The 25,287-nt window shown below is 70.2% G+C and carries 21 protein-coding genes; 13 read left to right on the plus strand and 8 right to left on the minus strand.

Annotated features, from left to right (window positions below):
* Positions 1–142 precede the first annotated feature (142 nt).
* The 3 genes from sucC (at position 143) to HC028_RS10050 (ending at position 3,703) form a co-directional block, all read left to right on the plus strand.
* Positions 143–1,321 carry an ADP-forming succinate--CoA ligase subunit beta gene (gene sucC / locus HC028_RS10040; RefSeq protein ID WP_168075635.1) on the plus strand — a complete coding sequence of 393 codons (1,179 nt, stop codon included), beginning with the start codon at positions 143–145 and terminating at the stop codon, positions 1,319–1,321.
* Between the two features lie 8 nt (positions 1,322–1,329).
* A complete protein-coding gene (sucD, locus tag HC028_RS10045; protein WP_168075637.1) occupies positions 1,330–2,217 on the plus strand; it encodes a succinate--CoA ligase subunit alpha in 888 nt (295 codons plus the stop codon).
* Positions 2,218–2,299: 82 nt separating this feature from the next.
* On the plus strand, positions 2,300–3,703 hold the full coding sequence (locus HC028_RS10050; protein ID WP_168075639.1) for a cell division protein PerM: 1,404 nt from the start codon (positions 2,300–2,302) through the stop codon (positions 3,701–3,703).
* 54 nt (positions 3,704–3,757) lie between these two features.
* Here the strand turns inward: HC028_RS10050 and HC028_RS10055 are convergent, their stop codons facing one another.
* The 3 genes from HC028_RS10055 to HC028_RS10065 form a co-directional block, all read right to left on the minus strand.
* Entirely contained in the window at positions 3,758–4,021 is a 264-nt protein-coding gene (locus HC028_RS10055; protein WP_239075347.1) for a hypothetical protein, read from the minus strand.
* Positions 4,022–4,140: 119 nt separating this feature from the next.
* The gene (locus HC028_RS10060) at positions 4,141–4,689 is read right to left on the minus strand and encodes a DUF4190 domain-containing protein (RefSeq protein WP_168075641.1); all 549 of its coding nucleotides are present in this window, start codon (positions 4,687–4,689) and stop codon (positions 4,141–4,143) included.
* Between the two features lie 92 nt (positions 4,690–4,781).
* Positions 4,782–5,090: a CD225/dispanin family protein gene (locus HC028_RS10065; RefSeq protein ID WP_168075643.1), complete on the minus strand. Its 309-nt coding sequence runs from the start codon at positions 5,088–5,090 to the stop codon at positions 4,782–4,784.
* A gap of 162 nt (positions 5,091–5,252) precedes the next feature.
* On the opposite strand from HC028_RS10065, the gene purN reads away from it, so the two are divergent.
* Together purN and purH are read left to right on the plus strand one after the other, a co-directional pair.
* Positions 5,253–5,855, plus strand: coding sequence for a phosphoribosylglycinamide formyltransferase (gene purN / locus HC028_RS10070; RefSeq protein WP_168075645.1), 603 nt, complete (start codon positions 5,253–5,255; stop codon positions 5,853–5,855).
* Positions 5,852–7,420, plus strand: a complete 1,569-nt coding sequence (purH, locus tag HC028_RS10075; protein WP_168075647.1) for a bifunctional phosphoribosylaminoimidazolecarboxamide formyltransferase/IMP cyclohydrolase — start codon at positions 5,852–5,854, stop codon at positions 7,418–7,420. Before purN ends, purH begins: the two co-directional genes overlap by 4 nt.
* A 62-nt stretch (positions 7,421–7,482) precedes the next feature.
* Here purH and HC028_RS10080 read toward each other — a convergent pair whose 3' ends face one another.
* Positions 7,483–8,445, minus strand: coding sequence for a serine hydrolase (locus tag HC028_RS10080; protein ID WP_168075649.1), 963 nt, complete (start codon positions 8,443–8,445; stop codon positions 7,483–7,485).
* A gap of 242 nt (positions 8,446–8,687) precedes the next feature.
* Between HC028_RS10080 and mdh the strand changes: the two genes are divergently transcribed.
* From mdh to HC028_RS10095, 3 genes are all read left to right on the plus strand, one after another.
* Positions 8,688–9,638, plus strand: a complete 951-nt coding sequence (gene mdh / locus HC028_RS10085; protein ID WP_168075651.1) for a malate dehydrogenase — start codon at positions 8,688–8,690, stop codon at positions 9,636–9,638.
* A 139-nt stretch (positions 9,639–9,777) separates the two neighbouring features.
* The gene (locus HC028_RS10090) at positions 9,778–10,995 is read left to right on the plus strand and encodes an NADP-dependent isocitrate dehydrogenase (protein ID WP_168075653.1); all 1,218 of its coding nucleotides are present in this window, start codon (positions 9,778–9,780) and stop codon (positions 10,993–10,995) included.
* Between the two features lie 359 nt (positions 10,996–11,354).
* Entirely contained in the window at positions 11,355–12,107 is a 753-nt protein-coding gene (locus HC028_RS10095) for a WecB/TagA/CpsF family glycosyltransferase (protein WP_168075655.1), read from the plus strand.
* A gap of 78 nt (positions 12,108–12,185) precedes the next feature.
* On the opposite strand, the gene HC028_RS10100 is transcribed toward HC028_RS10095, so the two are convergent.
* From HC028_RS10100 to HC028_RS10115, 4 genes are all read right to left on the minus strand, one after another.
* Positions 12,186–12,332, minus strand: a complete 147-nt coding sequence (locus tag HC028_RS10100) for a hypothetical protein (protein ID WP_168075657.1) — start codon at positions 12,330–12,332, stop codon at positions 12,186–12,188.
* Between the two features lie 61 nt (positions 12,333–12,393).
* Positions 12,394–13,920 (minus strand): adenylyl-sulfate kinase, encoded by a 1,527-nt coding sequence (cysC, locus tag HC028_RS10105; protein ID WP_168075659.1) that lies wholly within the window; start codon positions 13,918–13,920, stop codon positions 12,394–12,396.
* A 211-nt stretch (positions 13,921–14,131) separates the two neighbouring features.
* Positions 14,132–16,921, minus strand: coding sequence for a phosphoenolpyruvate carboxylase (ppc, locus tag HC028_RS10110; protein WP_373313857.1), 2,790 nt, complete (start codon positions 16,919–16,921; stop codon positions 14,132–14,134).
* 163 nt (positions 16,922–17,084) lie between these two features.
* On the minus strand, positions 17,085–18,971 hold the full coding sequence (locus HC028_RS10115) for a putative bifunctional diguanylate cyclase/phosphodiesterase (RefSeq protein ID WP_203981183.1): 1,887 nt from the start codon (positions 18,969–18,971) through the stop codon (positions 17,085–17,087).
* Positions 18,972–19,193: 222 nt separating this feature from the next.
* Here HC028_RS10115 and HC028_RS27495 point away from each other — a divergent pair, with 222 nt between their 5' ends.
* The 5 genes from HC028_RS27495 (at position 19,194) to HC028_RS10140 (ending at position 25,245) form a co-directional block, all read left to right on the plus strand.
* Positions 19,194–19,517, plus strand: coding sequence for an SDR family oxidoreductase (locus tag HC028_RS27495; protein WP_373313850.1), 324 nt, complete (start codon positions 19,194–19,196; stop codon positions 19,515–19,517).
* A 101-nt stretch (positions 19,518–19,618) separates the two neighbouring features.
* Positions 19,619–19,765 (plus strand): hypothetical protein, encoded by a 147-nt coding sequence (locus HC028_RS10125; protein ID WP_168075663.1) that lies wholly within the window; start codon positions 19,619–19,621, stop codon positions 19,763–19,765.
* Positions 19,766–19,868: 103 nt separating this feature from the next.
* The gene (gene mfd / locus HC028_RS10130; RefSeq protein ID WP_168075665.1) at positions 19,869–23,483 is read left to right on the plus strand and encodes a transcription-repair coupling factor; all 3,615 of its coding nucleotides are present in this window, start codon (positions 19,869–19,871) and stop codon (positions 23,481–23,483) included.
* Positions 23,484–23,531: 48 nt separating this feature from the next.
* The gene (locus HC028_RS10135) at positions 23,532–24,278 is read left to right on the plus strand and encodes a hypothetical protein (protein ID WP_168075668.1); all 747 of its coding nucleotides are present in this window, start codon (positions 23,532–23,534) and stop codon (positions 24,276–24,278) included.
* A gap of 7 nt (positions 24,279–24,285) precedes the next feature.
* Positions 24,286–25,245, plus strand: a complete 960-nt coding sequence (locus HC028_RS10140) for a nucleoside triphosphate pyrophosphohydrolase (RefSeq protein ID WP_168075670.1) — start codon at positions 24,286–24,288, stop codon at positions 25,243–25,245.
* Positions 25,246–25,287: the final 42 nt, after the last annotated feature.

Here is a 25,287-nt window from a genome sequence, read left to right on the forward strand (position 1 = left end):
CGTGCGAAGGGTGGTGCCGGACTCGTCGCAATGTGCGATCGAGCACACGAGGCCCCCGCTCGGCCGGGCGAACCCGAACGCTCGCTAGGCTGCGCCGAAGGCGGCCACACCCGACCGTCGAGATAACCCAGAAGAGGTAGTTGTGGACCTGTACGAGTACCAGGGGCGTGAGCTGTTCGCCCGGCACGGGCTGCCGGTGCTGGACGGCGACGTCGCTACCACTCCGGATGAGGCCGCAGCCATCGCCGAGCGACTCGGTGTGCGCGCGGTCGTGAAGGCCCAGGTCAAGGTCGGAGGCCGGGGCAAGGCCGGCGGCGTCAAGCTCGCCGAGAACGCCGAGGAACTGCGCGCGCACGCTGAACGCATCCTCGGGATGGACATCAAGGGCCACACGGTCCACAAGGTCATGGTGACCACCACCGCGTCGATCGAGGAGGAGTACTACTTCTCCTACCTGCTCGACCGTGCGAACCGGACCTTCCTGTGCATCGCCAGCACCGCCGGCGGCATGGAGATCGAGCAGGTCGCCGAGGAGTCGCCGGAGAAGGTCGTCAAGATGCCGATCGACGCCCTCAAGGGCGTGGACGAGGCGACGGCCCGCGAGATCGTGACCAAGGCCGGCTTCCCGGCCGAGGTCGCCGACCAGGTCGCCGAGATCGCGGTCAAGCTGTGGCAGGCGTTCCTCGCCGAGGACGCCACGCTGGTCGAGGTCAACCCCCTCGCCAAGGTCTCCGGCGGCAAGGTCCTCCTGCTGGACGCCAAGGTCACGCTCGACGAGAACGCGAGCTTCCGCCACCCGGAGCACGCCGAGTACGAGGACAAGTCCGCGGTCGACCCGCTGGAGCAGGCCGCCAAGGCCAAGAACCTCAACTACGTCAAGCTCGACGGCCAGGTCGGCATCATCGGCAACGGCGCCGGTCTGGTCATGTCGACGCTCGACGTGGTCGCCTACGCCGGTGAGGAGTTCGGCGGGGTCCGTCCGGCCAACTTCCTCGACATCGGCGGTGGCGCGAGCGCCCAGGTGATGGCGAACGGTCTGGAGATCGTGCTGTCCGACCCGGCCGTGAAGAGCGTCTTCGTCAACGTCTTCGGCGGCATCACCGCCTGCGACGCGGTCGCCAACGGCATCGTGCAGGCGCTGGAGCTCCTGGGCGAGCGCGGCGAGCAGGTGACCAAGCCGCTCGTCGTCCGGCTGGACGGCAACAACGCCGAGGAGGGCCGACGCATCCTCGACTCGGCGAACAACCCGCTCATCCAGCGGGTCGACACCATGGACGGCGCGGCAAAGCGAGCGGCCCAACTGGCCGCAACGGGGAAGTGACCTGACAAATGGCTATCTGGCTTACCAAGGACTCCAAGGTCATCGTCCAGGGGATGACCGGCTCTGAGGGCTCCAAGCACACCCGGCGCATGCTCGCCGCCGGCACCAACATCGTCGGCGGTACCAACCCGCGCAAGGCTGGTACGCAGGTCGACTTCGACGGCACCAAGGTGCCGGTCTTCGCGAGCGTCGCCGAGGCGATGGCCGAGACCGGCGCTGATGTCTCCGTACTCTTCGTGCCGCCGGCCGGCACCAAGGGCGCGGCGATCGAGGCGATCGACGCCGGCATCGGACTCGCCGTCGTCATCACCGAGGGCGTCCCGGTGCACGACACCGCCGCCATCTGGGCGCACGCCTGTGCCACCGGCAACCGCACCCGGATCATCGGGCCGAACTGCCCGGGCATCATCAGCCCCGGCAAGTCCAACGCCGGCATCATCCCGGCCGACATCACCGGCCCCGGCCGGATCGGCCTGGTCAGCAAGTCCGGCACGCTGACCTACCAGATGATGTACGAGCTGCGTGACTTCGGCTTCTCCACCGGCGTGGGCATCGGTGGCGACCCGGTCATCGGCACCACCCACATCGACGCGCTCGCCGCCTTCCAGGAGGACCCGGAGACGGAAGCGATCGTGATGATCGGCGAGATCGGCGGCGACGCCGAAGAGCGGGCCGCGGAGTTCATCAAGAACAACGTGACCAAGCCGGTCGTCGGGTACATCGCCGGCTTCACCGCCCCGCCCGGCAAGACTATGGGTCACGCCGGCGCGATCATCTCGGGCTCGTCGGGTACGGCCGAGGCGAAGAAGGCCGCCCTCGAGGCTGCCGGTGTGCGCGTCGGCAAGACCCCGAGCGAGACCGCGCGCCTGATGCGCGAGGTGCTGAGCGGGCGCTGACACGCCTTCTTGCGGTAATTACGGATGTTGAGCGGCCGGTCGGGATGACCGGCCGCTCACATTTTTGGAAGAGTGGACCTCGATGTCTGCCCCTACCCCGGACGAAGTGCCGACCGAGACCGCCGAACCGTCGGCCGTCGCCCTCAGCTCTGCCGCTTCGACGGCCGCCGCTGCTTCGGCGGGCGCCGCGCTGAGCGCCGCCGCCGCAGCGGGTGGTGCGCCAGATTTCGAGGCGGCAGCGGGCGCAGCCCGCGCCCGTACCCCGGTCCGCCGGGCCCCGCTGGCCCTGGCGGCGTCGGTGACGACGGCCTGGGCGGCGCTGGTGTCCCTGGGCCCCGTCCTCGTCGTCGTCTTCCTGGCCCAACTTGTCTCGGGGGCGCACGCCTCGGTCGACACGGTGTTCCAGATCGCGCTCGCCGGCTGGTTGCTGGCGCACGGCGTCGACCTGCGTACCGCCATCGGGCCGCTGGGCCTGGCACCCCTCGCGTTGACAGCCCTCGCAGCCTGGCGGGTCGCCCGCGCGGGCGTACACACCACCCGCGCGATCGGCGGCCGGCGCCGGGGCTCGCTCCGGGTGGCGGTCATCGCCGCGGCGGGGGTGGCCGTCGCGTACGGGCTGTTCGGAGCCGCCGCGGCGGTGCTCGCCAGCATGCCCGGGCTCACGGTCCCGGTGTGGCCGGCCGCGCTGACGCTGGGTGTCTTCGGGTTCGTCGCCGCCCTGTGCGGGGCCACGGTCGAGAGCGGCGCGCACGTCCGGCTGGCCCGGCGGACCCCGACGCCGGTACGCGACGGCATGCGTACCGGTCTGGTGGCCGCCCTGCTGGTCCTCGGCGCCGGCGCGGCGGCCGCGGGTACCTCGCTGGCCCTGTCCGGTGGCGCCGCGAGCAAGGTCCTCGCGGCGTACCACGCCGGCGTGGCCGGGCAGGTCGGGCTGACCCTGCTCTGTGTCGTGTATGGCCCCAACCTCGCGATCTGGGCGGCCAGCTACCTGATCGGCCCGGGCTTCGCCCTCGGTACGGGGACCACGGTGAGCGCCGGCTACGTGTCCCTGGGCACCGTGCCGGCGTTGCCGGTGCTCGCCGCCGTACCGACCAAACCCATCTCCGGGTGGGGAGGCCTGCTGCTCGTCGTGCCGTTGGCGGCCGGCATGGCCGCAGGGTGGCTGCTGGCCCGACGGAGCCTGCGCGCTGATGGCTCGCAACGCGCCACCGGTGCGCAGCGCGAGAGGGTCGACGCCCCGGCGGGGCAGCCGGTCGGTTGGGGATCCCTGGTGACCGGCGCCGCGCTGGCCGGGCCGGTGGCCGGGGCCGCGCTGGCGCTCGCCGCGTGGGCGTCGGCCGGGCCGCTCGGCGGCGGTCGGCTCGCCGAGGTCGGCCCGAGCGTGTGGCCGCTCGCCGGCATCGCGGCCGGCCTGGTCGCGGTGGGCGCGGTGGTCGCCGCGGTGGCGACGAAGGCCTTGATCGGGGTGCGCCGGAGAGGCGTCTGAAACGCTGATGGGGCGCCCGTGACCGGGACGCCCCATCAGTGTCTGGTGCTTCGGTTACTGCTGGGTGCCGCTCATTCCCGACAGCGCGCCGGTGGCGATCGAGATGATGCTGATCACCAGGCTGATCGCGGCGATGGCGAATGCGACGTACGCCAGCGTGGGCTTCTTGCCCGCCTTCTTCGCCTCGTTCATCGCCAGGATGGCGAAGACGATGCCGAGCGGCCAGCAGCAGAAGCCGAAGACGATGCCGAGAACGCCCCACAGCGTGGTCTTGTCGTTACCCGCGGGCTGAGCCGCGGGAGGCATGGGAGCGGTCACTGTTTCCTCCTGACGTTAATCGCGTAACTCCGGGTGTTACGCAAACGCCATGATCGTCGCGGTCGTCCGGGCACAGGTCAAGCACGTAAAGATGTTGAACCCGAGTCGACGCACTCCGTTCAGGGGGCGGTCGGGAAGGTGTTGAGGTTCAGCGCGAAGACGGCGATGAACCACACGATCGCAACGAGGATGCCGGCGCCGCCGCAGATCGCACCGGCCAAGGCCTGACCCCGGTTGCTCGCCTGGCCCGCGTCCGCTTTCTTGATGCCCAGGATGCCGAGCACGATTGCCGCGATACCCATGGGGATGCCAACAATGGAGCAGCAGACGGCCATCGGGATCGAGACGATCCCGAGGATCATGGCAACGAGGCCCTGGGTGTTGTTCTGCTGCGGCGGGGCGCCCATCGGCGCGCCGTAGCCGCCCATCGCGTACGGCGCGGCAGGCGGGTAGGGGCTGCCAGAGGTCGGCTGCGCGTACGGGTCCTGGTACTGCGGGGCCTGTGGCGGCTGGCCGTACGGGTCACCGGCCGGCGGCTGCGCCCCCTGCTGCTCCGGTTGCGGTTGCTGCGGCTGCTGGGGCTGGTACTGCGGTTGGGCGTAGGGGTCCACGTACGGCTGCTGCTGTCCGTACGGGTCCTGGCCGGATCCGGGATAGCCAGGCTGCATGGTGATCGGCTCCTAGTGTGGTGTGGGCCCCGGTCGGGGCGCGCGACTTGAGGCTACTAAGGCCTGTCGCGCGCCCCGTGGGTCGGCGCGGTCTACAGGCTGCTGGAGGAGCTGCTGCCTATCGCACCCATGACCAGGAGGGCGCCGCAGCAGAGGATGCTGACGACCCACAGGCTGATGCCGATGATGATGGCGAGCTTCGACCACTTCTTGGACTCCGCGGCCGCGTTCTGCGCGCCTGCGTAGTCGCCCTGCTGCAACAGCGGATTGACCTTGGAGGCGTTGATGATCGCGGGGATCGCGAGTGGCCAGAAGAGGAAGATCGACACGATGGACAGTGTCATGTTGTTGTCGAGGTGCGGTGGCTGCGGCGGCCCCTGCGGCGGGTAGCCAGGCTGCATGAATGCGCTCCGAGATGCTTGAGGTCAGCAAGAACGATGGGCAGCGTACTGGCCGGAAACAAGTTTCGGGGCATCCGCGCGGATGTATCCGCTAGGCGAGACGGGGCCCGCATATTCGCGGGGCGGCACTCTGGGTTGATCTTCCGAAGGTTAGGGTAAGTCGTGGCTCGTCTGCTCGTCCTCATCTCCGGCTCGGGAACCAATCTGCAAGCCCTCCTCGACGCCTGCGCCGATCCCGGCTACGGCGCGGAAGTGGTCGCGGTCGGCGCCGACCGCGAGGACGCCACCGGGCTGGCGCGCGCGGAAGAGCGCGGTATCCCGACCTTCGTCTGCGGGGTCAAGGACTTCGCCACCCGCGAGGAGTGGGACGCGGCGCTGACCGAGGCCTGCGCGCGGCACGCTCCCGACCTGGTCGTCTCCGCCGGGTTCCTGAAGCTGGTCGGGCCGCAGTTCCTGGCCGCGTTCGGTGGGCGCTACGTCAACACCCACAACGCCCTGCTCCCGGCGTTCCCCGGCATCCACGGTCCGAGCGATGCGCTCGCGTACGGCGTGAAGGTCGCCGGCGCGACGCTGCACTTCGTCGACGGTGGGATCGACACCGGGCCGATCATCGCGCAGGTCGCCGTGCCCGTCCTCGACGACGACAGTGAGGACACGCTCACCGAGCGGATTAAAGAGGCCGAGCGGCGGCAGTTGGTTTCGTACGTGGGCCGCATGGTCCGCGAGGGCTGGACCGTAAATCGAAGAAAGGTCACGATCCCGTGAGTGAAGAGTCGCGCCGCCCGATCCGCCGGGCACTGGTCAGCGTCTACGACAAGACCGGCCTGGAGGAACTGGCCCGCGCGCTGTCGGACGCGGGTGTCGAGATCGTGTCGACCGGCTCGACGGCCTCCCGTATCGAGGCTGCCGGGGTGCGGGTGACCCGGATCGAGGAGCTGACCGGCTTCCCGGAGTGCCTCGACGGGCGGGTGAAGACGCTGCACCCGCGCGTACACGCGGGTCTGCTGGCGGACCTGCGGCTGCCCGCGCACGTCGCTCAGCTCGCCGACATGGGGATCGAGCCGTTCGACCTGCTGGTGAGCAATCTGTACCCGTTCCGGGAGACGGTGGCCTCGGGCGCGAGCGTCGACGAGTGCATCGAGCAGATCGACATCGGCGGCCCGGCGATGGTCCGCGCGGCGGCGAAGAACCACGCGAGCGTCGCCGTGGTGATGACGCCGATCGCGTACCCGTTGATCGTCAATGCGCTGAAGGAGGGCGGCTTCACGCTCGAGCAGCGGCGCTGGCTCGCCGCGCGCGCGTTCGCCGACATCGCCGAGTACGACGTGGCGGTCGCGAACTGGACCGGTGTCACGCTCGTCCCGGCGCAGGAGGAGGGCGACGTCTGGCCGGAGTTCGCCGGGCAGGCGCTGCGCCGCTCCGCGGTGCTGCGGTACGGCGAGAACCCGCACCAGGCGGCCGCGCTCTACAGCGACCCGGACGCGCCGGCCGGCCTGGCCCAGGCCGAGCAGCTGCACGGCAAGGAGATGTCGTACAACAACTACGTCGACGCCGACGCCGCCTGGCGGGCCGCGCACGACTTCGCCGAACCGGCCGTGGCGATCATCAAGCACGCCAACCCGTGTGGCATCGCGGTCGGCGCGGATGTCGCCGAGGCGCACCGCAAGGCGCACGCGTGTGATCCGGTCTCGGCGTTCGGCGGCGTCATCGCCACCAACGTGCCGGTGAGCGTGGCGATGGCCGAGCAGATCGCCGAGATCTTCACCGAGGTGATCGTCGCGCCGTCCTACGAGGACGGCGCGGTCGAGGTGCTCCAGGGCAAGAAGAACCTCCGCATCCTGCGCGCCCCGGAGTGGGAGCCGGCGCCGGCCGAGTACCGGCAGGTCTCCGGCGGCATGCTGGTCCAGACCCCGGACCGCATCGACGCGCCCGGCGACGACCCGGCCAACTGGCGCCTCGTCTCCGGTGCGGCGGCGGACTCCGCGACCCTGGCCGACCTGGTGTTCGCCTGGCGGGCCGTGCGGTCGGTGAAGTCCAACGCGATCCTGCTCGCGGCCGACCGGGCCTCGGTCGGGGTCGGCATGGGGCAGGTCAACCGGGTCGACTCGTGCCGGCTCGCGGTGGCGCGGGCGGGGGAGCGGGCGGCCGGTTCGGTGGCCGCCAGCGACGCGTTCTTCCCGTTCGCCGACGGGCCGCAGATCCTCATCGACGGCGGCGTCCGGGCGATCGTGCAGCCCGGTGGCTCGATCCGCGACGAAGAGGTCATCGCGGCCGCGAAGGCGGCCGGCGTGACGATGTACCTGACCGGTACCCGCCACTTCTTCCACTAGGTTTGCCCCGCGATCTTGGACAGTTGGACCGCTTATGGCCGGTCCGGCTGTCCAAGATCGCGCTAAGTGGGTAGGGAGACCTTCGCCGGCGTCCGGGCGCCGAAGAGCGTCGCCACCGCGTCGCTGACCGCGTGTACGCCCTCGTCGAGGGTGCCGCCGGGCGGCAGGCTGTACATCACCACCACCACGTACCGTTCGCGCGGCCCGGCGAAGCCGGCGGTATGGGTGACCCAGTGCTCGCCGCCCGGATCCGGTTTGACCGCCCACCCGTCCTTGTTGCCGGGGCGTAGCTGCGGCCCCGCCGCCCACACGCCCCAGTGCTGGTTGTCGGCCACCCCGCGCAGCGTGTCCACCAGGTAGGCGCGGTCGGCGGCGTACAGGCGGTCACTGAGGATGTAGGTCATCAGGTGTTCGAGGTCCTCGGCGGTGCAGCGCAGGTTGCGCCAGTACGTCTCGCGGCCGTCCACCACCGACAGCGAGCCCATGCCGTACCGGGTGCGGAAGCCGTCGAGCAGCTGCGGCCCGTCGTAGCGGTCCCACAGCGCGTCGGTGGCGTCGTTCGACGACATCCGCAGCATGTCGGACATGACCTGCCGGTCGGTTTCGGTGAGGTGGATGTCGCCGGCGCGGTGCCGTTCGAGCAGCGTCGTGGCGATCGCCACCTTGATCGTGGAGCCCGTCCACATCGGCTCGGCAGTGGCGCCGGTGCGCCAGATCGCTCCCGTCTCGCGGTCGCGCATCACCAGGCCCATCCGGCCGCGGCGCTTCGCCGCGTACGCCGCAGTGGCGTCGAACCGGGCCTGCTGGGCGCAGTCCCACCCGTCCGGGCAGGCTGGTGGGGCGCTGTCGGCGGCCATCAGGCCGGCCGGAGGTGCTGCCGGGCCGGCTGACCGCGTCGCCGGCGGATCCGGCGCGGCCGGGGCAGGGGACCAGTCGCTGGTGGTCGTGATCACCACGCGGTCCCGACCGCAGCTCGCGAGCAGCAGTAGCGCGGCGAGGGCGGCGGCAAGCAGGCGGGTACGCATGATCCATGGCACGGTACCGGGGACGCTCAACTTCGTCGATACCATCGCGGGCCCCTCGATCGTCGCGACCTCCCGACGTGGTGGTACCAGCCGGGCGCCATGACCACAAGCGCGCGGGCCCAGCGACGATCAAGGTGCCGTGCGGCACATCTGACGACCCGGGGCCACCACCGGTCGGCGTCCGCGTTATGGTGCTGGTCGCGTCGGGATTACCCGTTCTCACCGGGGAGAGCTGAAGATTCATGGGCAAGAAGGTCACCGTCGTCGGAGCCGGTTTCTACGGTTCGACGACCGCACAGCGCCTGGCTGAGTACGACATCTTCGAGACGGTCGTGCTCACCGACATCGTTGAAGGCAAGCCCGAGGGCCTGGCGCTGGACATGGGCCAGTCCCGAGCGGTCGAGGGCTTCGAGACCAAGGTCGTGGGCCAGACCACCGGGCCGAACGGCGAGGGCTACGAGGCCATCGCGGGCTCGGACGTCGTCGTCATCACCGCGGGCCTGCCCCGCAAGCCCGGCATGAGCCGGATGGACCTCCTCGAGGTCAACGCGAAGATCGTCCGCCAGGTCGCGGAGAACATCGCCAAGCACGCGCCGAACGCCGTCGTCATCGTCGTGAGCAACCCGCTCGACGAGATGACCGCGCTCGCGCAGCAGGCGACCGGCTTCCCGAAGGAGCGGGTCATCGGCCAGGCGGGCATCCTCGACAGCGCCCGCTTCACCACGTTCGTCGCCGACACCCTCAACGTGCCGGTGCGCAGCGTCAAGACGCTGACCCTCGGCTCGCACGGCGAGACGATGGTGCCGGTGCCGTCGCAGTCGACGGTCGACGGCAAGCCGCTGTCCGAGGTGCTGCCGGCCGACAAGATCGACGAGCTGGTGACGCGTACGCGTAACGGCGGCGCCGAGGTCGTCGCGCTGCTGAAGACCGGCTCGGCCTACTACGCTCCGTCGGCCGCCGCCGCCCGTATGGCGAAGGCCGTCGCGGAGGACGCCGGTGTGGTCCTGCCGGTGTGCGCGTGGGTCGACGGCGAGTACGGCATCGCCGGCGTGTACCTGGGCGTCCAGGCCGAGATCGGCGCCAGCGGGATCAAGCGGGTCGTGGAGACCCCGCTGACCGACGGCGAGCTGGCCGCGCTGCAGGAGGCCGCCGAGGCCGTACGCGCGAAGCAGGCGGACGTCGCCAACCTGTAAGTGATCGCTGACAGCGGCCCCGGGTGTTCATGCGCTCGGGGCCGTCGTCGTTTGTGTGACGTGAGACCCGTCCGGGGCTTCGGTTCCCCGGCATCCAGTACGCTCGTACTGCTAACTTCCGGAGAGGAGTGCCCCGCCGATGGCGAAGATCAAGGTTGAGAACCCGGTCGTCGAGCTCGACGGCGACGAGATGACCCGGATCATCTGGAAGCAGATTCGCGACCAGCTGATCCTGCCGTACCTCGACGTCAACCTCGAGTACTACGACCTGTCGATCCAGTACCGCGACCAGACCGACGACCAGGTCACGATCGATGCGGCCAACGCGATCAAGCGCCACGGCGTGGGTGTCAAGTGCGCCACCATCACGCCGGACGAGGCGCGGGTCGAGGAGTTCGGCCTCAAGAAGATGTGGCGGTCGCCCAACGGGACGATCCGTAACATCCTCGGCGGCGTCGTCTTCCGCGAGCCGATCATCATGCAGAACGTACCGCGGCTCGTACCCGGCTGGACCAAGCCGATCATCATCGGCCGTCACGCCCACGGTGACCAGTACAAGGCAACCGACTTCGTGGCGCCCGGCCCCGGCACGATGACCGTCACGTTCACCCCGGACGACGGCAGCGCTCCCATGGAGTTCGAGGTCGCCAAGTTCCCCGGTGGCGGCGTCGGCATGGCGATGTACAACTACGACGACTCGATCCGCGACTTCGCGCGGGCGTCGTTCCGGTACGGACTGGCCCGCAAGTACCCGGTCTACCTGTCGACCAAGAACACGATCCTGAAGGCGTACGACGGTCGCTTCAAGGACCTGTTCGCCGAGGTGTTCGAGGCGGAGTTCGCCGAGGAGTTCAAGGCCGCCGGCATCACGTACGAGCACCGGCTCATCGACGACATGGTCGCCGCCGCCCTGAAGTGGGAGGGTGGCTTCGTCTGGGCCGCCAAGAACTACGACGGTGACGTGCAGTCCGACACCGTCGCGCAGGGCTTCGGCTCGCTGGGCCTGATGACGTCGGTCCTCATGACCCCCGACGGCCGCACCGTCGAGGCCGAGGCGGCGCACGGCACGGTCACCCGGCACTACCGGCAGTGGCAGAAGGGCGAGAAGACCTCGACGAACCCGATCGCGTCGATCTACGCCTGGACCCGGGGCCTCGCGCACCGCGGCAAGCTGGACGGCACCCCGGCGGTCACCGAGTTCGCCGACACGCTGGAGAAGGTCATCGTCGAGACCGTCGAGGGTGGCCAGATGACCAAGGACCTCGCGCTGCTCATCTCGCGCGACGCGCCGTGGCTGACCACCGACGAGTTCATGAACGCGCTCGACGAGAACCTGGCCCGCAAGCTCGGCGCGTAAGTTGTTCATGATCGTGAAGAGTCCGAGGGGTTACCGCCCCACGAACTCTTCGTGACCATTGCGAGGGTTTGTACATCGGCCGATCTGCCGGGCGTTCCCGGCAGGTCGGCCGACTTTTGTCAGGCGAACGGATGCGTCACCCTGTCCCGGCATAGTTCGTTGATCTCAACGTAGGCGCGACGTGACGTCGTGGTCTACACGGATAACTCGGGCAGGTCCCCGCCTAGGCAGTACGCCATGGTGTGTCCGGGTTCGTCCGTACTGGTGATTGCCTGCCGTCCCTTCCCAGCGGGGCCCGGTCCAACCGGGCCCCGACCCTTGTCCGGAGGGTGGTTGCGGGTGACCGGCCTGGAGACGAGATGGACCGACACGTCGTACTCGACGGCATCCCCATTGATCGCCGTACCGAGGCGGAGATCGTCGCGTACGTGCGCGACAGCCTCGATCGGGGGCAGGGCGGGCGGATCGTCACGCCGAACATCGACATTCTGCGGCTCGCCCGCCGCAATCCCGATCTGCGCGCCCAGCTTGCCGACGCCGACCTGGTGGTCGCCGACGGTACGCCGCTGCTCTGGGCGTCACGGCTGGCCCGAGCACCGCTGCCGGAGCGGGTAGCCGGGTCGAGCCTGGTCTGGTCGCTCGCGGCGGCCCTGGCGGCCGACGGCCGGTCGCTGTACCTGCTCGGCGGCGCACCGGCGTTCTTCGGCCGGGTGGAGGGGGCGCACCGGGCGGCTCGGCGGCTCGTCCGCGCGTACCCGGGGCTGCGCATCGCCGGCCACGCGAGTCCGCGCTTCGGCTTCTACCGCGACCGTGCCACGCTCGACGCCATCTGCCGCGAGGTCATCGAGGCCAAGCCCGATGTGGTGTACCTCGGCCTCGGCGCTGCCGGGCAGGAACGGCTGATCGATCGACTACGCGGGGACCTGCCCGGCACATGGCTGCTGGGCTGCGGCGCGGCGATCGACTGCCTGGCCGGCGACCAGGTACGCGCACCGGAGTGGATGCGGCGGTCCCGGTTGGCGTGGGCCCACCGGCTGGCCGACCGGTACCACGGTCACGACGCCCCGTACGCGCTGGGCCTGCTCGTTCGCGCAGCGATCAGCCGCCAATAGCCGCTTCTGGTGCGAAATTGGACATCGATGACAGGTGACCCGACGACTCCCATCACGAGCCGGCGCGGCTGACTGGTATCAGGGACCCGTCGTGGCCAAGGTGTCCGGCAACGGAGGCTGCGGTAGCTCCGGCTCGGGTCGGGCCGGCCGGCCGCACGTCGCCGCTACCAGTAGCGCCGTCAGCGCGATGGCCAGCACGCAGCCGATCAGCCCGAAACGCTTCACGAGTCCTCCCACGTACGGTGTCCGTTACTGGTAACGGAGGTAGTCGCCGCAGGTAACTGCGTCAGGAGGGCTGGCGCGGATCGATCCAGCCGTTGTCGCCGAGGTGGCGCAGGACGAGCTTGATCGCTTCACTGATCTTCATGCCGGTGGTGTCGATGACGACGTCGGCGTCGGTGGGCGCCTCGTACGGGTCGTCGATGCCGGTCATGCCGGTGATCTCGCCGGCCCGCGCCTTCGCGTACAGGCCCTTGCGGTCGCGCCGCTCGCACTCCTCCAGCGGGGTGGCCACGTGGACCAGCACAAAGTCCGCCCCGGCCTCCGTGGCGAACCGGCGCGTGGCGGCGCGGGACACCGCGTACGGCGCGATGGGGCAGCACAGGGCGACCCCGCCGTGCCGGGCGGCCTCGGCGGCCACCCAACCGATCCGCCGCACGTTGGTGTCGCGGTCGGCGGCGGAGAAGCCGAGGCCCTTGGACAGGTGCCGGCGCACGACGTCCCCGTCGAGCAGGGTGACGGTACGCTCGCCGGTCTCCCTCAGGACGTCGGCGACGCCCTTCGCGATGGTCGACTTACCCGAGCCGGACAGCCCGGTGAAGAATACGACCAGACCGCGGTGTCGGCGCGCCGGGCGGGCCCGGGCCAGCTCCTTGGCCACCGCTGGGGGAGTGTGCCACTCGGGGAGCGCGACGCCGCGGTCGAGCAGGTCGTCGATCTCGGCGGTGGTCAGCGGTAGCCGCTGGTACCGCGGTGGGATGTCGTCGCGGGTGCGCCACTGCCCGTCGCGCCCGTCGTAGGCGAGTTCGCGGGGCACGAGGACGCGCAGTCCGCCGGACATCATCGACGAGCCGGTGGCGAGCAGATGGGTGACCCCGTACGCGCCGGCGACCCGTGCCCGCAGCAGGGCGTCGCGGACCTCGTCACCGTGCGGCACCAGGGGGATCGTGACGATCGTGGCCGGGGGCATGCGGTCGCGCGCGGCGAGAATGCAGCGTACGAGCGCCTCCGGGGCGAGCCCGTCGGGCCCGGGAGCGGCGACCGGCACCAGCAGCAGGAGATGTCCGGCGAGGGTACGCGCGGCGTGTGCGATCTGGGCGAGCTGGGGGCGGTGCAGCGGCCGGTCGGCGATGACGCCGAGTACCCGTCCGGGTGGCAGCAGTTCGCGTACCTCCGCCGGAGGGCGGTACAGGCGCCGGAAGGGTCCCTGGTGGCCCTCGCCGAGGCGGCGCACCATGCCGGCGACGCCGCAGAAACCCTCGCGGGTGGGCCAGACCTCCGTGATGTCGACGGCGGCGACCGGAGCGCCTTCGGCGTCGGTGAGCAGCAGGATCCGCTGCAACGGGTTGGCGACGTCGATCTGGCGCAGCAGATCGGTCGGGACCTCCAGCGTGACCGGCACCGGCCAGGCCGTGCCGTCGACGAGCCGACCCGTACGGGCGATGCTGATCAGATCGTCGCGGCCCAGGAATCCGGTCAGCGGCGCGTACACGTCGGTGAGCAGAAGCTCCAGGTCGGCCAGCTCGTGCACGCGCGGCGCGTACGCCGGCGCGTCGCGCAGCACCCCATCGGGCAGCACCCACCCGTTGTTCATGTCACCTCTCACGCCCGTTCGCCCCCCGCAGACCAAGCGACAGTCTGTCAGCCACCTTGCCCTGGGTCGAGGGTGCCCGGCTATGCGGTCGCTGAATGGTTCGCTTTGTCGGTTTTATCGGTTCTGATCCGCTGTTTATGAGGAGGGCGCCCCTGTCACGGGATGGACCGTAAGCGGGGCGCCCTCCTCGCAGAAGAGGGGAACTCTACCGTCAGCCGGTATTGCGCATACCGGCCGCGATGCCGTTCACCGTCGTCAGGAGCGCCCGCAGCAGCGCCGGGTCGGCCGGCTGCCGCTGCGCGCCGGCCGCCCGGTGGCGGGCCAGCAACGACACCTGCAGGTGGTGCAGCGGCTGCAGGTACGTGTCGCGTACGCCGAGCGTGCGGGCCAGTACCGGCTGCTTCTCCAGCAGCTCCGACTCGCCGGTGATCGCGAGCACCTCGGCCACCGTCCGGTCGTACTCCGCGCGGATCTGCTCGAAGATCGGCCGTAGCGACTCCGGGACCAGCGAGTCGACGTACCGGGACGCGATGTCCAGGTCGGTCTTGGCGAGCGTCATCTCCACGTTCGACAGGAACGTCCGGAAGAAGTGCCACTGCTCGTGCATCTCGGCGAGCACGTCGGACAGGCCCGCGGCCCGGGCGGCGGCGAGGCCGGAGCCCACGCCGTACCAACCCGGCACGATCTGCCGCGACTGGGTCCAGCCGAACACCCACGGGATCGCCCGCAGGCCTTCGAGGCCGGCACCCGAGTCCGGGCGCTTGGACGGCCGGGAGCCGATGTTCAGCGCCCCCAGCAGTTCCGTCGGGGTGGAGGCCCAGAAGTACGCCGGCAGGTCGGGCTGCTCGACCAGGCTCCGGTACGCCTGGAACGCCGCGTCGGAGACCGTCGTCATCGTCGAGTCCCACTTGGCGAGGGCCTCGGCGGGCTGGCGGGGCTCGGTGTGCAGCAGCGCGCTCTGCAGCACCGCGGCGAGGGTCAGTTCGAGGTTCTCGCGGGCCAGCGCCGGCAGCGTGTACTTGTCGGAGATGACCTCACCCTGCTCGGTCACCTTGATCGCACCGTCGAGCGTGCCGTACGGCTGGGCCAGGATCGCCTCGTGGGTGGGGCCACCGCCCCGGCCGACCGTGCCGCCCCGGCCGTGGAAGAGCCGCAGCCGTACGCCGTGCCTGGCCGCGACGTCGCGCAGCGCGCGCTGGGCCCGGTGGATCGACCACTGCGAGGTGGTGATCCCGGCTTCCTTGTTGGAGTCGGAGTAGCCGAGCATCACTTCCTGCACGTCGCCCCGGGCGCGGACCAACGAACGGTACGTGGGCAGCGACAGCAGCGCGTCCAGCAGCGGACCGGCGGCATCGAGCTCCACCGGCGTCTCCAGCAGCGGCACGAACCCGATCCGTGCCTTGACCGGCTCGGCGGTGAGGTCGACCAGCCCGACCTCGCGGGCGAGGATGACCGCCGCGAGCAGGTCGTCGATACCGCGGGTCATCGAGATGATGTACGACTCGACGACGCTCGGCCCGAAGCGGTCCTGGGCCTGGCGGATCGCGCCGAACACGTCGAACGTCTTCCGCGCGGCATCCGACAGCGGAGTGTCCACGCCAGACAGCGGCCGGTGCGAGGCTACCTCGCTGACCAGCAGGGCGGTCCGCTCGGTACGGTCCAGCATCGCGTACTCGACCTCGCCGACCCGCGAGTACATCTCCGCGAGCACCGCGTGGTGCTTGTCGGCGTGTTCGCGTACGTCCAGCGTCGCCAGTTGCAGCCCGAACGCCGACAGCACCCGGATCGCCGACGCGAGGCGCCCCGCCGCGGCGAGCTGACCGCCGTTGCGGGCGAGCGACGCTCGGATCAGCTCCAGGTCGGTGATCAGTTCATCGGTACCGAGATAGTCGCGGCCACGCACGTGCGCAGTGCCGGCGATCAGCCGGTTTCTCGTGTTCGTGAGCTTGAGCCGGATGCAGCGCAGCTTGAGCCGGTAGGGCTCCTCGGCGTTCACTCGCCGGTAGCGGGCCGGCAGTTCGGGCAGCGCGTCGAGGTCGGCGGCGACACTGGCGGCGAGGTCCAACGAGGTGCCGCGCAGCCGCTTCGACACCGACAGGGAGTCGATCAGGTTGTCGACGACCCGCTCGGCGGCGCGGATGCCGTACTCGTGCTGGATGAGCAGTACGTCGCGGGTGACGGCCGGGGTGACGAACGGGTTGCCGTCGCGGTCGCCGCCGATCCACGAGCCGAACGTGAGCGGACGCGACGCGGGTGGGAGCTTCACACCCAGGTCACGCAGCTTCTCCGCCAGCTCGTCGAGGACCTGCGGCGCGGCGTCGTTCGCCAGGTCGGCCAGGTAGTAGATCGCGTTGCGGGCCTCGTCGGTCGGCTCCGGCCGTTCCAGCCGCAGCTCATCGGTCTGCCACAGCATGTCGAGCAGTTCCGCGAGCCGCCGGTCGGTCCGGTTGACCGTCCCGGGGTCGCGCCAGCCGTCGATCGCAGCGGCCGTGGCCTCGGCGTCCAGCTCGTCGGCGACCTTGCGGAGCTTGGTCAGGATCGACCGCCGGGCCGCCTCGGTCGGGTGCGCGGTGAACACCGGCCGTACGGCAAGGTGCCCGGCGACGGTGCCGACCTCGCGGGCGCCGACGCCCCGGTCGGCGATCAGCTTGGCGGCCCGGTCCAGCCAGCCGCCCTCGCGCGCCCGGATGCGGCGCAGTTCGCGCGCCCGGTGCACCTGCTCGGTGATGTTGGCGAGGTGGAAGTACGTGGAGAAGGCCCGGGCGAGCTGCGTGCCGGTGACCAGGTCCAGACCGGCCAACCGCTCGGCTGCGGCAGCCGGGTCGGAGCGCACCAGCGCGCGTACCTCTTCGACGAGGTCCAGCAGATCCTGGCCGTCCTGGCGGACGAGGCTCTGGCCCAGCAGGGTGCCGAGTCGCCGGATGTCGGCCCGCAGGGCAGCATCGGCTTCGTCGGTGTGCGGGGTGTCGCCACTCTCCGGGCGAGGGATGACCTGATCCACCTGCGCGCTCACGCTGGCTCCTTCGCTTTCAGGTACGCGGGGACAGCGCTGTCCAGGGCAAGCCAAATGCTATCTCGGCTGGTCCGGCCCCTCGTATCGGTCGGCGCGGTGCCACCCAGTGGGAACGGTCGTCCGACGTCAAGAGCATCTGACGACCTGCTTCTCACTCGAGAAGCAGGTCGACGGCGTCCGGAACGAGTGGTCGGGCGAAGTGGAAACCCTGTGCCTGCCGGTAGCCCATGGTGTGCAGGTGCCGGGCCTGTACAGCGCTCTCCACGCCCTCGGCGACGGTCTCCATCCCCAGACTGTTCGCGAGCTGGACCACCGTACGGGCGACGGCGGCGTGGCGGTCGGAGCCCGTGATCTGGTCTACGAAGGACTTGTCAATCTTGATGACGTCCACCGGACAGCTCGCCAGAATCGCCAGTGACGACTGTCCGGTGCCGAAGTCGTCCAGGGCGATGCGTACGCCCAGTTCGCGGATGGCATGCACGGTCTCTACTGTCGCAGGGTCATCGGTCATCGCGGTCTCGGTGAGCTCGATGACCAGGGCGGCCGGGTTGAGTCCGGCGTCGGTGAGCGCCTTGTGCAGGTCGGCGGTGAATGTCGGTTCACGTAGCTGGTGGGCGGACACGTTCACGTGCATGGTGAACTGTTCCCGCACGGGATCGAGGCGCTGCCAGCGGCTGGCGTCACGGCAGGCTTGGTCGAGCACCCATCGCCCGAGCGGGAGGATCAGGCCGCTCCGTTCGGCAATGGGAATGAACCGTGCGGGTGGCACGACCCCGCGCGTAGGATCCCGCCAACGCGCCAGCGCCTCCACGCCGATCACGGCGCCATCGCTGAGTCGGACGATCGGCTGGTACTCCAGGTGCAGTTGCCGCTCGTTCAGGGCCTGTCGCAGCCCGTTGAGCAGCGTCGCCTGCTCCACCACCCGGGTCTTCATGCCGGAGCGGTAGTAGGCGTACTGGCCCTTGCCGGAGTCCTTCGCCACGTACAACGCTATGTCGGCGTTGCGCAGCAGGTCTGCGCCGCGATCGCCGGGACGGCCGTAGGCCACCCCGATGCTGGCCCGCACCACCAGAGGATGGTCGGCGGCCAGGACCGGCGGGGTGAGTGCGGCCAGGATCCGCTGGACCAGCAGGTCGACGTCGTCAGCCCGGAGGTTCTCCGTGAGTACGGCAAATTCATCGCCGCCGAGCCGAGCGACGAGGCCAAGCTCGCGTACGTTCTGGCGCAGCAGTTCGGACACGGCCACCAGGAGCTTGTCGCCGATGTCATGGCCCAGGGTGTCGTTGACGATCTTGAAATCGTCCAGGTCGATGAGGAGTACGGCCGGCGGCTGATCGGTGTCGGCGTGGGCGGCAGCCTCGTCGAGCCGGCGGGCGAACGACGCTCGGTTCGCTGCTCCGGTGAGGGGGTCGCTGTCGGCGAGCGTTCGCAGCTTCGCCTCCAGCGCCCGCCGCTCGGTGATGTCAAGGATCGCGCCGGACTGCCCTCGTGCCGTGCCCTGGTCGTCGGTGAAGACCGCCTTGTAGAAGGTCACGTCACGCACCGACCCGTCCGCGTACCGGACCTGCCCGTCGTAGATCTGGGTGCCCCCAGCCTCCATGAGTGCCCGGTCCGCCTTGTCGTACATCGCGGCCAGGTCGCTTGACCAGAGGTCGTGAACGGTACGTCCGATGATCTTTTCGCGGGGAACGCCCACAAACGTCTCGAACGCCCTGTTGCAGGCGCCGTACACCCCGTCGGCGTCCTTACTGAAGATCGGCGCTGGAATGTTGTCGATCGCGACCTGCAGTTGCTGAAGCGTCCGTGCATTTTGAACGGCGCCGGTACCGGTCAGCAGTACGCTCGACGCTCCGTTGAAGCCGGCCATTGCCAGCTGGGCCAGGGCCGTCGTGGCGGTGTCCAGTTCCGGGGCGGCTACCACGACGTGCCCCGCGTCCAGGTCGCCGCTGGCCACAAGTCGCGCGGCTTCCGGTGGCGACACCCACTGTCGGACCGGAAATCCGACGCCGTGGGCAGGGGGGAGGCCATCGGTGCTCACGCCGAGGGGCAGTTCCTGGTTGGACGCCCAGGCGTCGTCGCAGCACCGGTCGGTACCACCTGGTTGGGGATGTCGCCGGCTCGACGGAACCGCGCCTCGGCCCGTGACGCTCACTCGACAGTCCCTTCGTCTGATGGCTACCTCCAGAGCGCCCATCGGCAAGATCACGATGCACTGAAGGCAAATGTATACATCGCGCACTCGTCGACCGTGGCGGGACGGTTGGCGGTTCCACTCGCCGGGCACACAGGGGGGAGTGACACCGGTGAGAAGGGGATCCCTCCATGGCTGAGGACCAGCACGGCAAGCAGGACCCGCGAGGGCGCCGACGTCCTCATCTCCTACCTGCCGGAGGAGGAAAAAGACGCCCAGGAGACCGTACGGCTGGTGCGCGACGCCGGCCGCACGGCGGTGACGGTGCCGGGTGACATCCGCGAGGAGGCGCACTGCCAGCGGATCGTCGACCGGGCGGTGGCCGAGTTCGGCCGCATCGACGCGCTGGTCAACAACGCCGCCCACCAGATGATGCAGCCGGGCGCTACGTGACCGGCGAGGTGATCAAGGTGACCGGCGGCAATCGGTGAGCATGCGCCCTGTTCGTGAGGATCACCGGATTGATCTCTCCCGCGCGTGGGTACGCGAGGGCCATGAACACTGGTAACGAACCGGCCCGAAGCGCCGAGAAGCAGGACGAACTAGGCCGCGACCATCAGGAACTGGGGCGCAACCCGCTGGAGAAGACCGACACCACCGAGGCACCGGCCGAGGGTGCGGGTAGCGAGCCCCCGGACTGAGGTCGTATCGCCCGGGGCCGGGCGAGTTAGGCTTAACGCCGTCACCCCCACCCTCGCCGGTAGCGGGGTTTCTCGTCGTGCCTATCTGTTGAAAAGGGCTGTCATGAAGCTGTCCGGCCTGCTCCGCGCCGCGTTCGCAGATCCCGCGCTCACCCGCGCCCGTGATCTCGCGCGCGCCGGACACGTCGACATCCCCGTCGAGGTCACCGCGCCCGCGTCGCTGCGCCCATTCGTGGTCGCCGCGGCGGCTGCTCCAGCCGACCTTGGTGGTGGGCGGCCGGTCCTCGCCGTCACCGCGACCAGCCGCGAGGCCGAAGATCTCGCGGCTGCGCTCGGCTGTCTGCTGCCCGCCGACCAGATCGCGGTCTACCCGTCGTGGGAGACGCTGCCGCACGAGCGGCTCTCGCCGCGCTCCGACACCGTCGGCCGGCGCCTTGCGGTGCTGCGGCGGCTGACCCACCCCGAACCCGACGACCCCGCCCGCGGGCCGGTCAAGGTCGTCGTCGCTCCCGTGCGAAGCGTGCTCCAGCCGCAGCTCAAAGGACTGGGCGAGCTGGAGCCGGTCGAGCTTCACGCCGGCGGCAGCGCCGACCTCGACGACGTCGCGCGGCGCCTCGCCGAGATCGCGTACGCCCGGGTCGACCTGGTCACCAAGCGCGGTGAGTTCGCCGTGCGCGGCGGCATCCTCGACGTGTTCCCGCCGACCGAGGAGCACCCGCTGCGGGTGGAGTTCTGGGGCGATGAGGTCGAGGAGATCCGCACGTTCGCGGTCGCCGACCAGCGCACCCTGGCCAAGGCCGACCGGCTGTGGGCACCGCCGTGCCGGGAACTGCTGCTGACCCCGGCAGTCCGGGAGCGGGCCAAGGCGCTCGCACAGGCCAACCCTGAGCTGGCGGAGATCCTCGACAAGCTGGCCGAGGGCATCCCGGTGGAGGGGATGGAGTCGCTGGCACCGGCGCTGCTCGACGGCAGCGACTCGATGGAACTACTGCTCAACGTGATGCCGGAAAAGACCCACGTCGTGCTGTGCGACCCGGAGCGCATCCGCACCCGGGCGCACGACCTCGTGCGTACGAGCGAAGAGTTCCTCCAGGCCAGCTGGGCCGCTGCGGCAGTCGGGGGCCGTGCGCCGATCGACCTGGGCGCCGCGTCGTTCCGTACCCTTGTCGACGTTCGGGCGACCGCCGCCCAGCTCGGGCAGGCGTGGTGGTCGGTGTCGCCGTTCGGCGTGGACGAGCCGACGAGGGCGGCCGAGCCGCTGCCCTGGGAAGTCGGTGAGAAGTCCGCCGACGTGGCCGACGACGCCGCGAAGATGACGTTGAATGCCCAGCCGGTGCCGCTCTACCACGGCGATACCGGCCGGGTGGTCGAGGACCTCACGCGCTGGCTCGCCGACGGCTGCCGGATCGCGCTCGTCTTCGAGGGCTCCGGGCCCGCCCAGCGGGCGGTGGAGGTGCTGCGCGACGCCGGCCTCGGCGTGACGCTCACCGAGACCGTCGAGGCAGAGCCCGCCACCGGGCTCGTCACCGTCACCACCGGCCCGCTCGGCAACGGCTTCATCGACGAGCCGGGGAAGCTCGTCATCGTCACCGGCATCGACATCTCCGGCGGCCGCGGCGCATCCACCCGGGACATGCGCAAGATGCCCAGCCGCCGGCGCAACCAGATCGACCCGCTCGAGCTGCGGACGGGCGACTACGTCGTGCACGAGCAGCACGGCATCGGGCGGTACGTCGAGATGGTGCAGCGCACCGTCAACGGCGCCGACCGGGAGTACCTGGTCATCGAGTACGCGCCGAGCAAGAAGAACCAGCCCGGTGACCGGCTGTACGTACCGACCGACCAGCTCGACCAGCTCTCGCGGTACGTCGGCGGCGAGACGCCCACGCTGCACAAGATGGGGGGCGCCGACTGGCAGAAGTCCAAGGCGCGCGCCCGCAAGGCGGTCCGCGAGATCGCCGCGCAGCTTATCCAGCTCTATGCCGCCCGGCAGAGCTCCAAGGGCCACGCGTTCGGCCCGGACACGCCGTGGCAGCGCGAGCTGGAGGATGCCTTCCCGTACACCGAGACCGCCGACCAGCTCGCCGCGATCGACGAGGTCAAGGGCGACATGGAGAAGCCGGTCCCGATGGACCGGCTGATCTGTGGCGACGTCGGCTACGGCAAGACCGAGATCGCCGTACGGGCGGCGTTCAAGGCTGTCCAGGATGGCAAGCAGGTCGCCATCCTCGTGCCGACCACGCTGCTGGCGCAGCAGCACTTCAACACGTTCTCCGAGCGGATGGCGCAGTTCCCGGTCCAGCTCCGGCAGCTGTCGCGCTTCGTCACGCCCAAGGAGGCGCAGGAGACGCTCGACGGGATGATCGACGGCACGGTCGACATGGTCATCGGCACCCACCGGCTACTGCAGGCGTCCGCCAGGTTCAAGAACCTCGGGCTGATCATCGTCGACGAGGAGCAGCGCTTCGGCGTCGAGCACAAGGAGCACCTCAAGACGCTGCGGGCGTCGGTCGACGTGCTGGCCATGTCGGCCACGCCGATCCCGCGCACGCTGGAGATGGCGATCACCGGCATCCGGGAGATGTCGACGATCGCCACGCCGCCGGAGGAGCGCCACCCCGTGCTGACCTACGTCGGCGCGTACGACGACAAGCAGGTCGCCGCGTCGATCCACCGTGAGCTGCTGCGCGACGGCCAGGTGTTCTACCTGCACAACCGGGTGGAGTCGATCGAGCGGGCGGCGCGGAAGCTGCGCGAGCTCGTACCCGAGGCGCGGATCGCGGTCGCCCACGGCCAGATGGGCGAAGAGGCCCTGGAGAAGATCATGGTGGGCTTCTGGGAGAAGGAGTACGACGTCCTCGTCTCCACCACGATCGTGGAGAGCGGCATCGACATCCCCAACGCCAACACGCTGATCGTGGAGCGGGCCGACCTGCTCGGCCTGTCCCAGCTGCACCAGATCCGCGGCCGGGTGGGCCGTGGGCGGGAGCGGGCGTACGCCTACTTCCTGTACCCGCCGGAGAAGCCGCTCACCGAGCACGCCCACGAGCGGCTGGCCACGATCGCTCAGCACACCGAACTGGGCGCGGGCATGTACGTGGCGATGAAGGACCTGGAGATCCGGGGCGCGGGCAACCTGCTCGGCGGCGAGCAGTCCGGCCACATCGAGGGGGTCGGCTTCGACCTGTACGTGCGGATGGTCGGCGAGGCCGTGCAGGCGTTCAAGGGGGAGCGGCCGGAAGAAGAGGTCGAGGTCAAGGTCGACCTGCCGGTCGACGCGCACCTGCCGCACTCCTACATCGGCGTGGAGCGGCTGCGCCTGGAGATGTACCGCAAGCTCGCGAGCGTCCGGGACGCCGCCACGCTGAACGAGATCGTCGCCGAGATGCGCGACCGGTACGGGGAGCCGCCGGCCCAGGTCACCAACCTGATCGAGGTGGCCCGGTTCCGGCTGCTGGTCCGCTCCTACGGGCTGACCGAGGTCTCGCTGCAGGGCAAGCACGTCCGGTTCGGGCCGCTGAACCTGCCCGACTCCAAGCAGCTGCGGCTCAAGCGGTTCTACCCGGACTCGGTGTACAAGGCGGGCACCGACACGGTGTCGCTGCCCCGACCGATGACCAAGCGGATCGGCGGGGAGCCGCTGCGCGACACGGCCCTGCTGGACTGGGCCGCGGAGCTACTCAAGACGGTTCTCGGCGAGCCGGCACTGGTGTCGTGAGGGGAGTTGGGTGAAAGCAGCGACTGCGGTCGTGAGAGAGTGTGATCCATGCAGCGTGCTCGTCGTGTGGCGTCCATCGCCGGCTTGGCTCTGGTCGGAACCCTCGCGCTCACCGGTTGCCGTTCGGAGCCGGGCGCCGCGATCTACGTCGGCTCGACCACGTACAGCCACGAGTATGTCGACGGGCTGTCTGCGCAGCTCCAGAAGGTGTCGAGCCTCAGCCGGGGCGACGGGCGCCAGACCATCGCCCAGTGGCTGGTGGTGCGCGACCTGGGCAAGCGGATGGTGGCCGACAACAAGTGGCCCGCGCCGGAGGTCGACGAGCACGGGGCGGAGTCCCAGATCCAGCAGGCCCTGCCGACCGCTGAGCGCGGCAGCCTCGAGACACTCCGGCCGCTGATCAAGATATTCGCGGAGTACGAGGCGTACCGGGGCGCCGTCCAGCAGCACGCCACGCTGGCACAGCCGACCGACGCCGACTATGCCGACCTGTACCAGCGGGCGAAGGTGGCCGGGCTGGTGGGGCCCGGGGTGGACGAGGCGACCTACCGCAAGAGCCTCGGTGCGCAGAACGACCAGCTGTTCCGGGCCAACGTGAGCCTGCGCCAGCTGTACAGCGAGGCGGTCAAGAAGGCCAACGTCAGTGTCAACCCGAAGTACGCCCCGGCCGAGCTGGCACTGCTGCGCGACCAGCAGAACCACGCGCTGGTCGTCGTCTCGCTCAACAGCAAGGCCGGCCAGCCGGTCGTGGTCCAGGCCCCGGCTGAGCAGAACCAGGACCTGAGTAACGGCTGAGGACGTCATGGCGCGCCGGATCGTCCTGCTGGTGACCTCGCCCCGACTGCCGGCGGGGTTGTTGACGGCGGCGGCATGGGACGTCGTGCGTACCCTGCCGGTGCTGGCCGCGGCCGAGAGCGAGCAGGTCGACGCCCTGCGCGCCGCGGGGGTCCCGGTGCGCATCGTGCCGCCGCGGGCCGACGAGGTGCTCGGCATCGCCGAGCCCGAGGTGGTGTGGCTGGCCGGACCGGCCGGTGACCAGGACTTCGCCCGTGAGCTGGGCATGCGGCTGGCGCGCGAGCCGGGGCTGGCCGAGATGGAGCTGATGTACGGCTCCTGGGATCCGCAGGGTGCGCGCCTGCTCGACGTCGTCGCCGTGATGGACCGGCTGCTGTCGCCCGGTGGCGACCCGTGGAAGCGCGCGCAGACCCACGCGAGCCTCGCCCCGTACCTGCTGGAGGAGGCGTACGAGGCGTACGACGCGATCGTCGCCGGCGAGCCCACCCATATCCGCGAAGAGCTCGGGGACGTGCTGCTGCAGGTGATCCTGCACGCGCGGCTCGGCGAGGAGGCCGATGAGCCGTTCGCGATCGACGACGTCGCCGGCGACCTGGTCGACAAGCTGATCCGCCGCAATCCGCACGTGTTCGCCGACACGGCCGCGCACACGCTCGACGAGATCACCGAGAACTGGGAGCGGATCAAGAAGGAAGAGAAGGCGCGCGGCTCGGCGATGGACGGGATCGCGCTCGCCCAGCCGGCCCTGTCGCTCGCGGCGAAGGTGCTCGGCCGGGCGGCGCGCGCCGGGGTCGAGGTCCCGCTTCCCGAGACCGGTGACCTGGGCTCGCAGTTGCTCGCGGCGGTTGCGCAGGCCCGCGCGCACGGGCAGGACCCGGAGGGTGCGCTGCGGAAGGCCGCCCTTGACTACGCCGACGAGGTCCGCCGCGCCGAAGGCTCGGCAGCGGGTTCCGCCGAGGGCGCATAGCGTCGGGTGGTCGGCCGGTCGGCCCCGCGGGTAGGTTGCTCG

Source organism: Planosporangium flavigriseum (assembly GCF_011947225.1).
GTDB lineage: Bacteria > Actinomycetota > Actinomycetes > Mycobacteriales > Micromonosporaceae > Planosporangium > Planosporangium flavigriseum.

What these genes read in the sequence shown, in the direction of transcription:
- sucD (WP_168075637.1), top strand. Translation starts at nt 1,330, where the DNA reads ATGGCTATCTGGCTTACCAAGGACTCCAAGGTCATCGTCCAGGGGATG.
- HC028_RS10050 (WP_168075639.1), top strand. Translation starts at nt 2,300, where the DNA reads ATGTCTGCCCCTACCCCGGACGAAGTGCCGACCGAGACCGCCGAACCG.
- HC028_RS10060 (WP_168075641.1), bottom strand. Translation starts at nt 4,689, where the DNA reads ATGCAGCCTGGCTATCCCGGATCCGGCCAGGACCCGTACGGACAGCAG.
- HC028_RS10065 (WP_168075643.1), bottom strand. Translation starts at nt 5,090, where the DNA reads ATGCAGCCTGGCTACCCGCCGCAGGGGCCGCCGCAGCCACCGCACCTC.
- HC028_RS10080 (WP_168075649.1), bottom strand. Translation starts at nt 8,445, where the DNA reads ATGCGTACCCGCCTGCTTGCCGCCGCCCTCGCCGCGCTACTGCTGCTC.
- mdh (WP_168075651.1), top strand. Translation starts at nt 8,688, where the DNA reads ATGGGCAAGAAGGTCACCGTCGTCGGAGCCGGTTTCTACGGTTCGACG.
- HC028_RS10090 (WP_168075653.1), top strand. Translation starts at nt 9,778, where the DNA reads ATGGCGAAGATCAAGGTTGAGAACCCGGTCGTCGAGCTCGACGGCGAC.
- HC028_RS10095 (WP_168075655.1), top strand. Translation starts at nt 11,355, where the DNA reads ATGGACCGACACGTCGTACTCGACGGCATCCCCATTGATCGCCGTACC.
- cysC (WP_168075659.1), bottom strand. Translation starts at nt 13,920, where the DNA reads ATGAACAACGGGTGGGTGCTGCCCGATGGGGTGCTGCGCGACGCGCCG.
- HC028_RS10125 (WP_168075663.1), top strand. Translation starts at nt 19,619, where the DNA reads ATGAACACTGGTAACGAACCGGCCCGAAGCGCCGAGAAGCAGGACGAA.
- mfd (WP_168075665.1), top strand. Translation starts at nt 19,869, where the DNA reads ATGAAGCTGTCCGGCCTGCTCCGCGCCGCGTTCGCAGATCCCGCGCTC.
- HC028_RS10135 (WP_168075668.1), top strand. Translation starts at nt 23,532, where the DNA reads ATGCAGCGTGCTCGTCGTGTGGCGTCCATCGCCGGCTTGGCTCTGGTC.
- HC028_RS10140 (WP_168075670.1), top strand. Translation starts at nt 24,286, where the DNA reads ATGGCGCGCCGGATCGTCCTGCTGGTGACCTCGCCCCGACTGCCGGCG.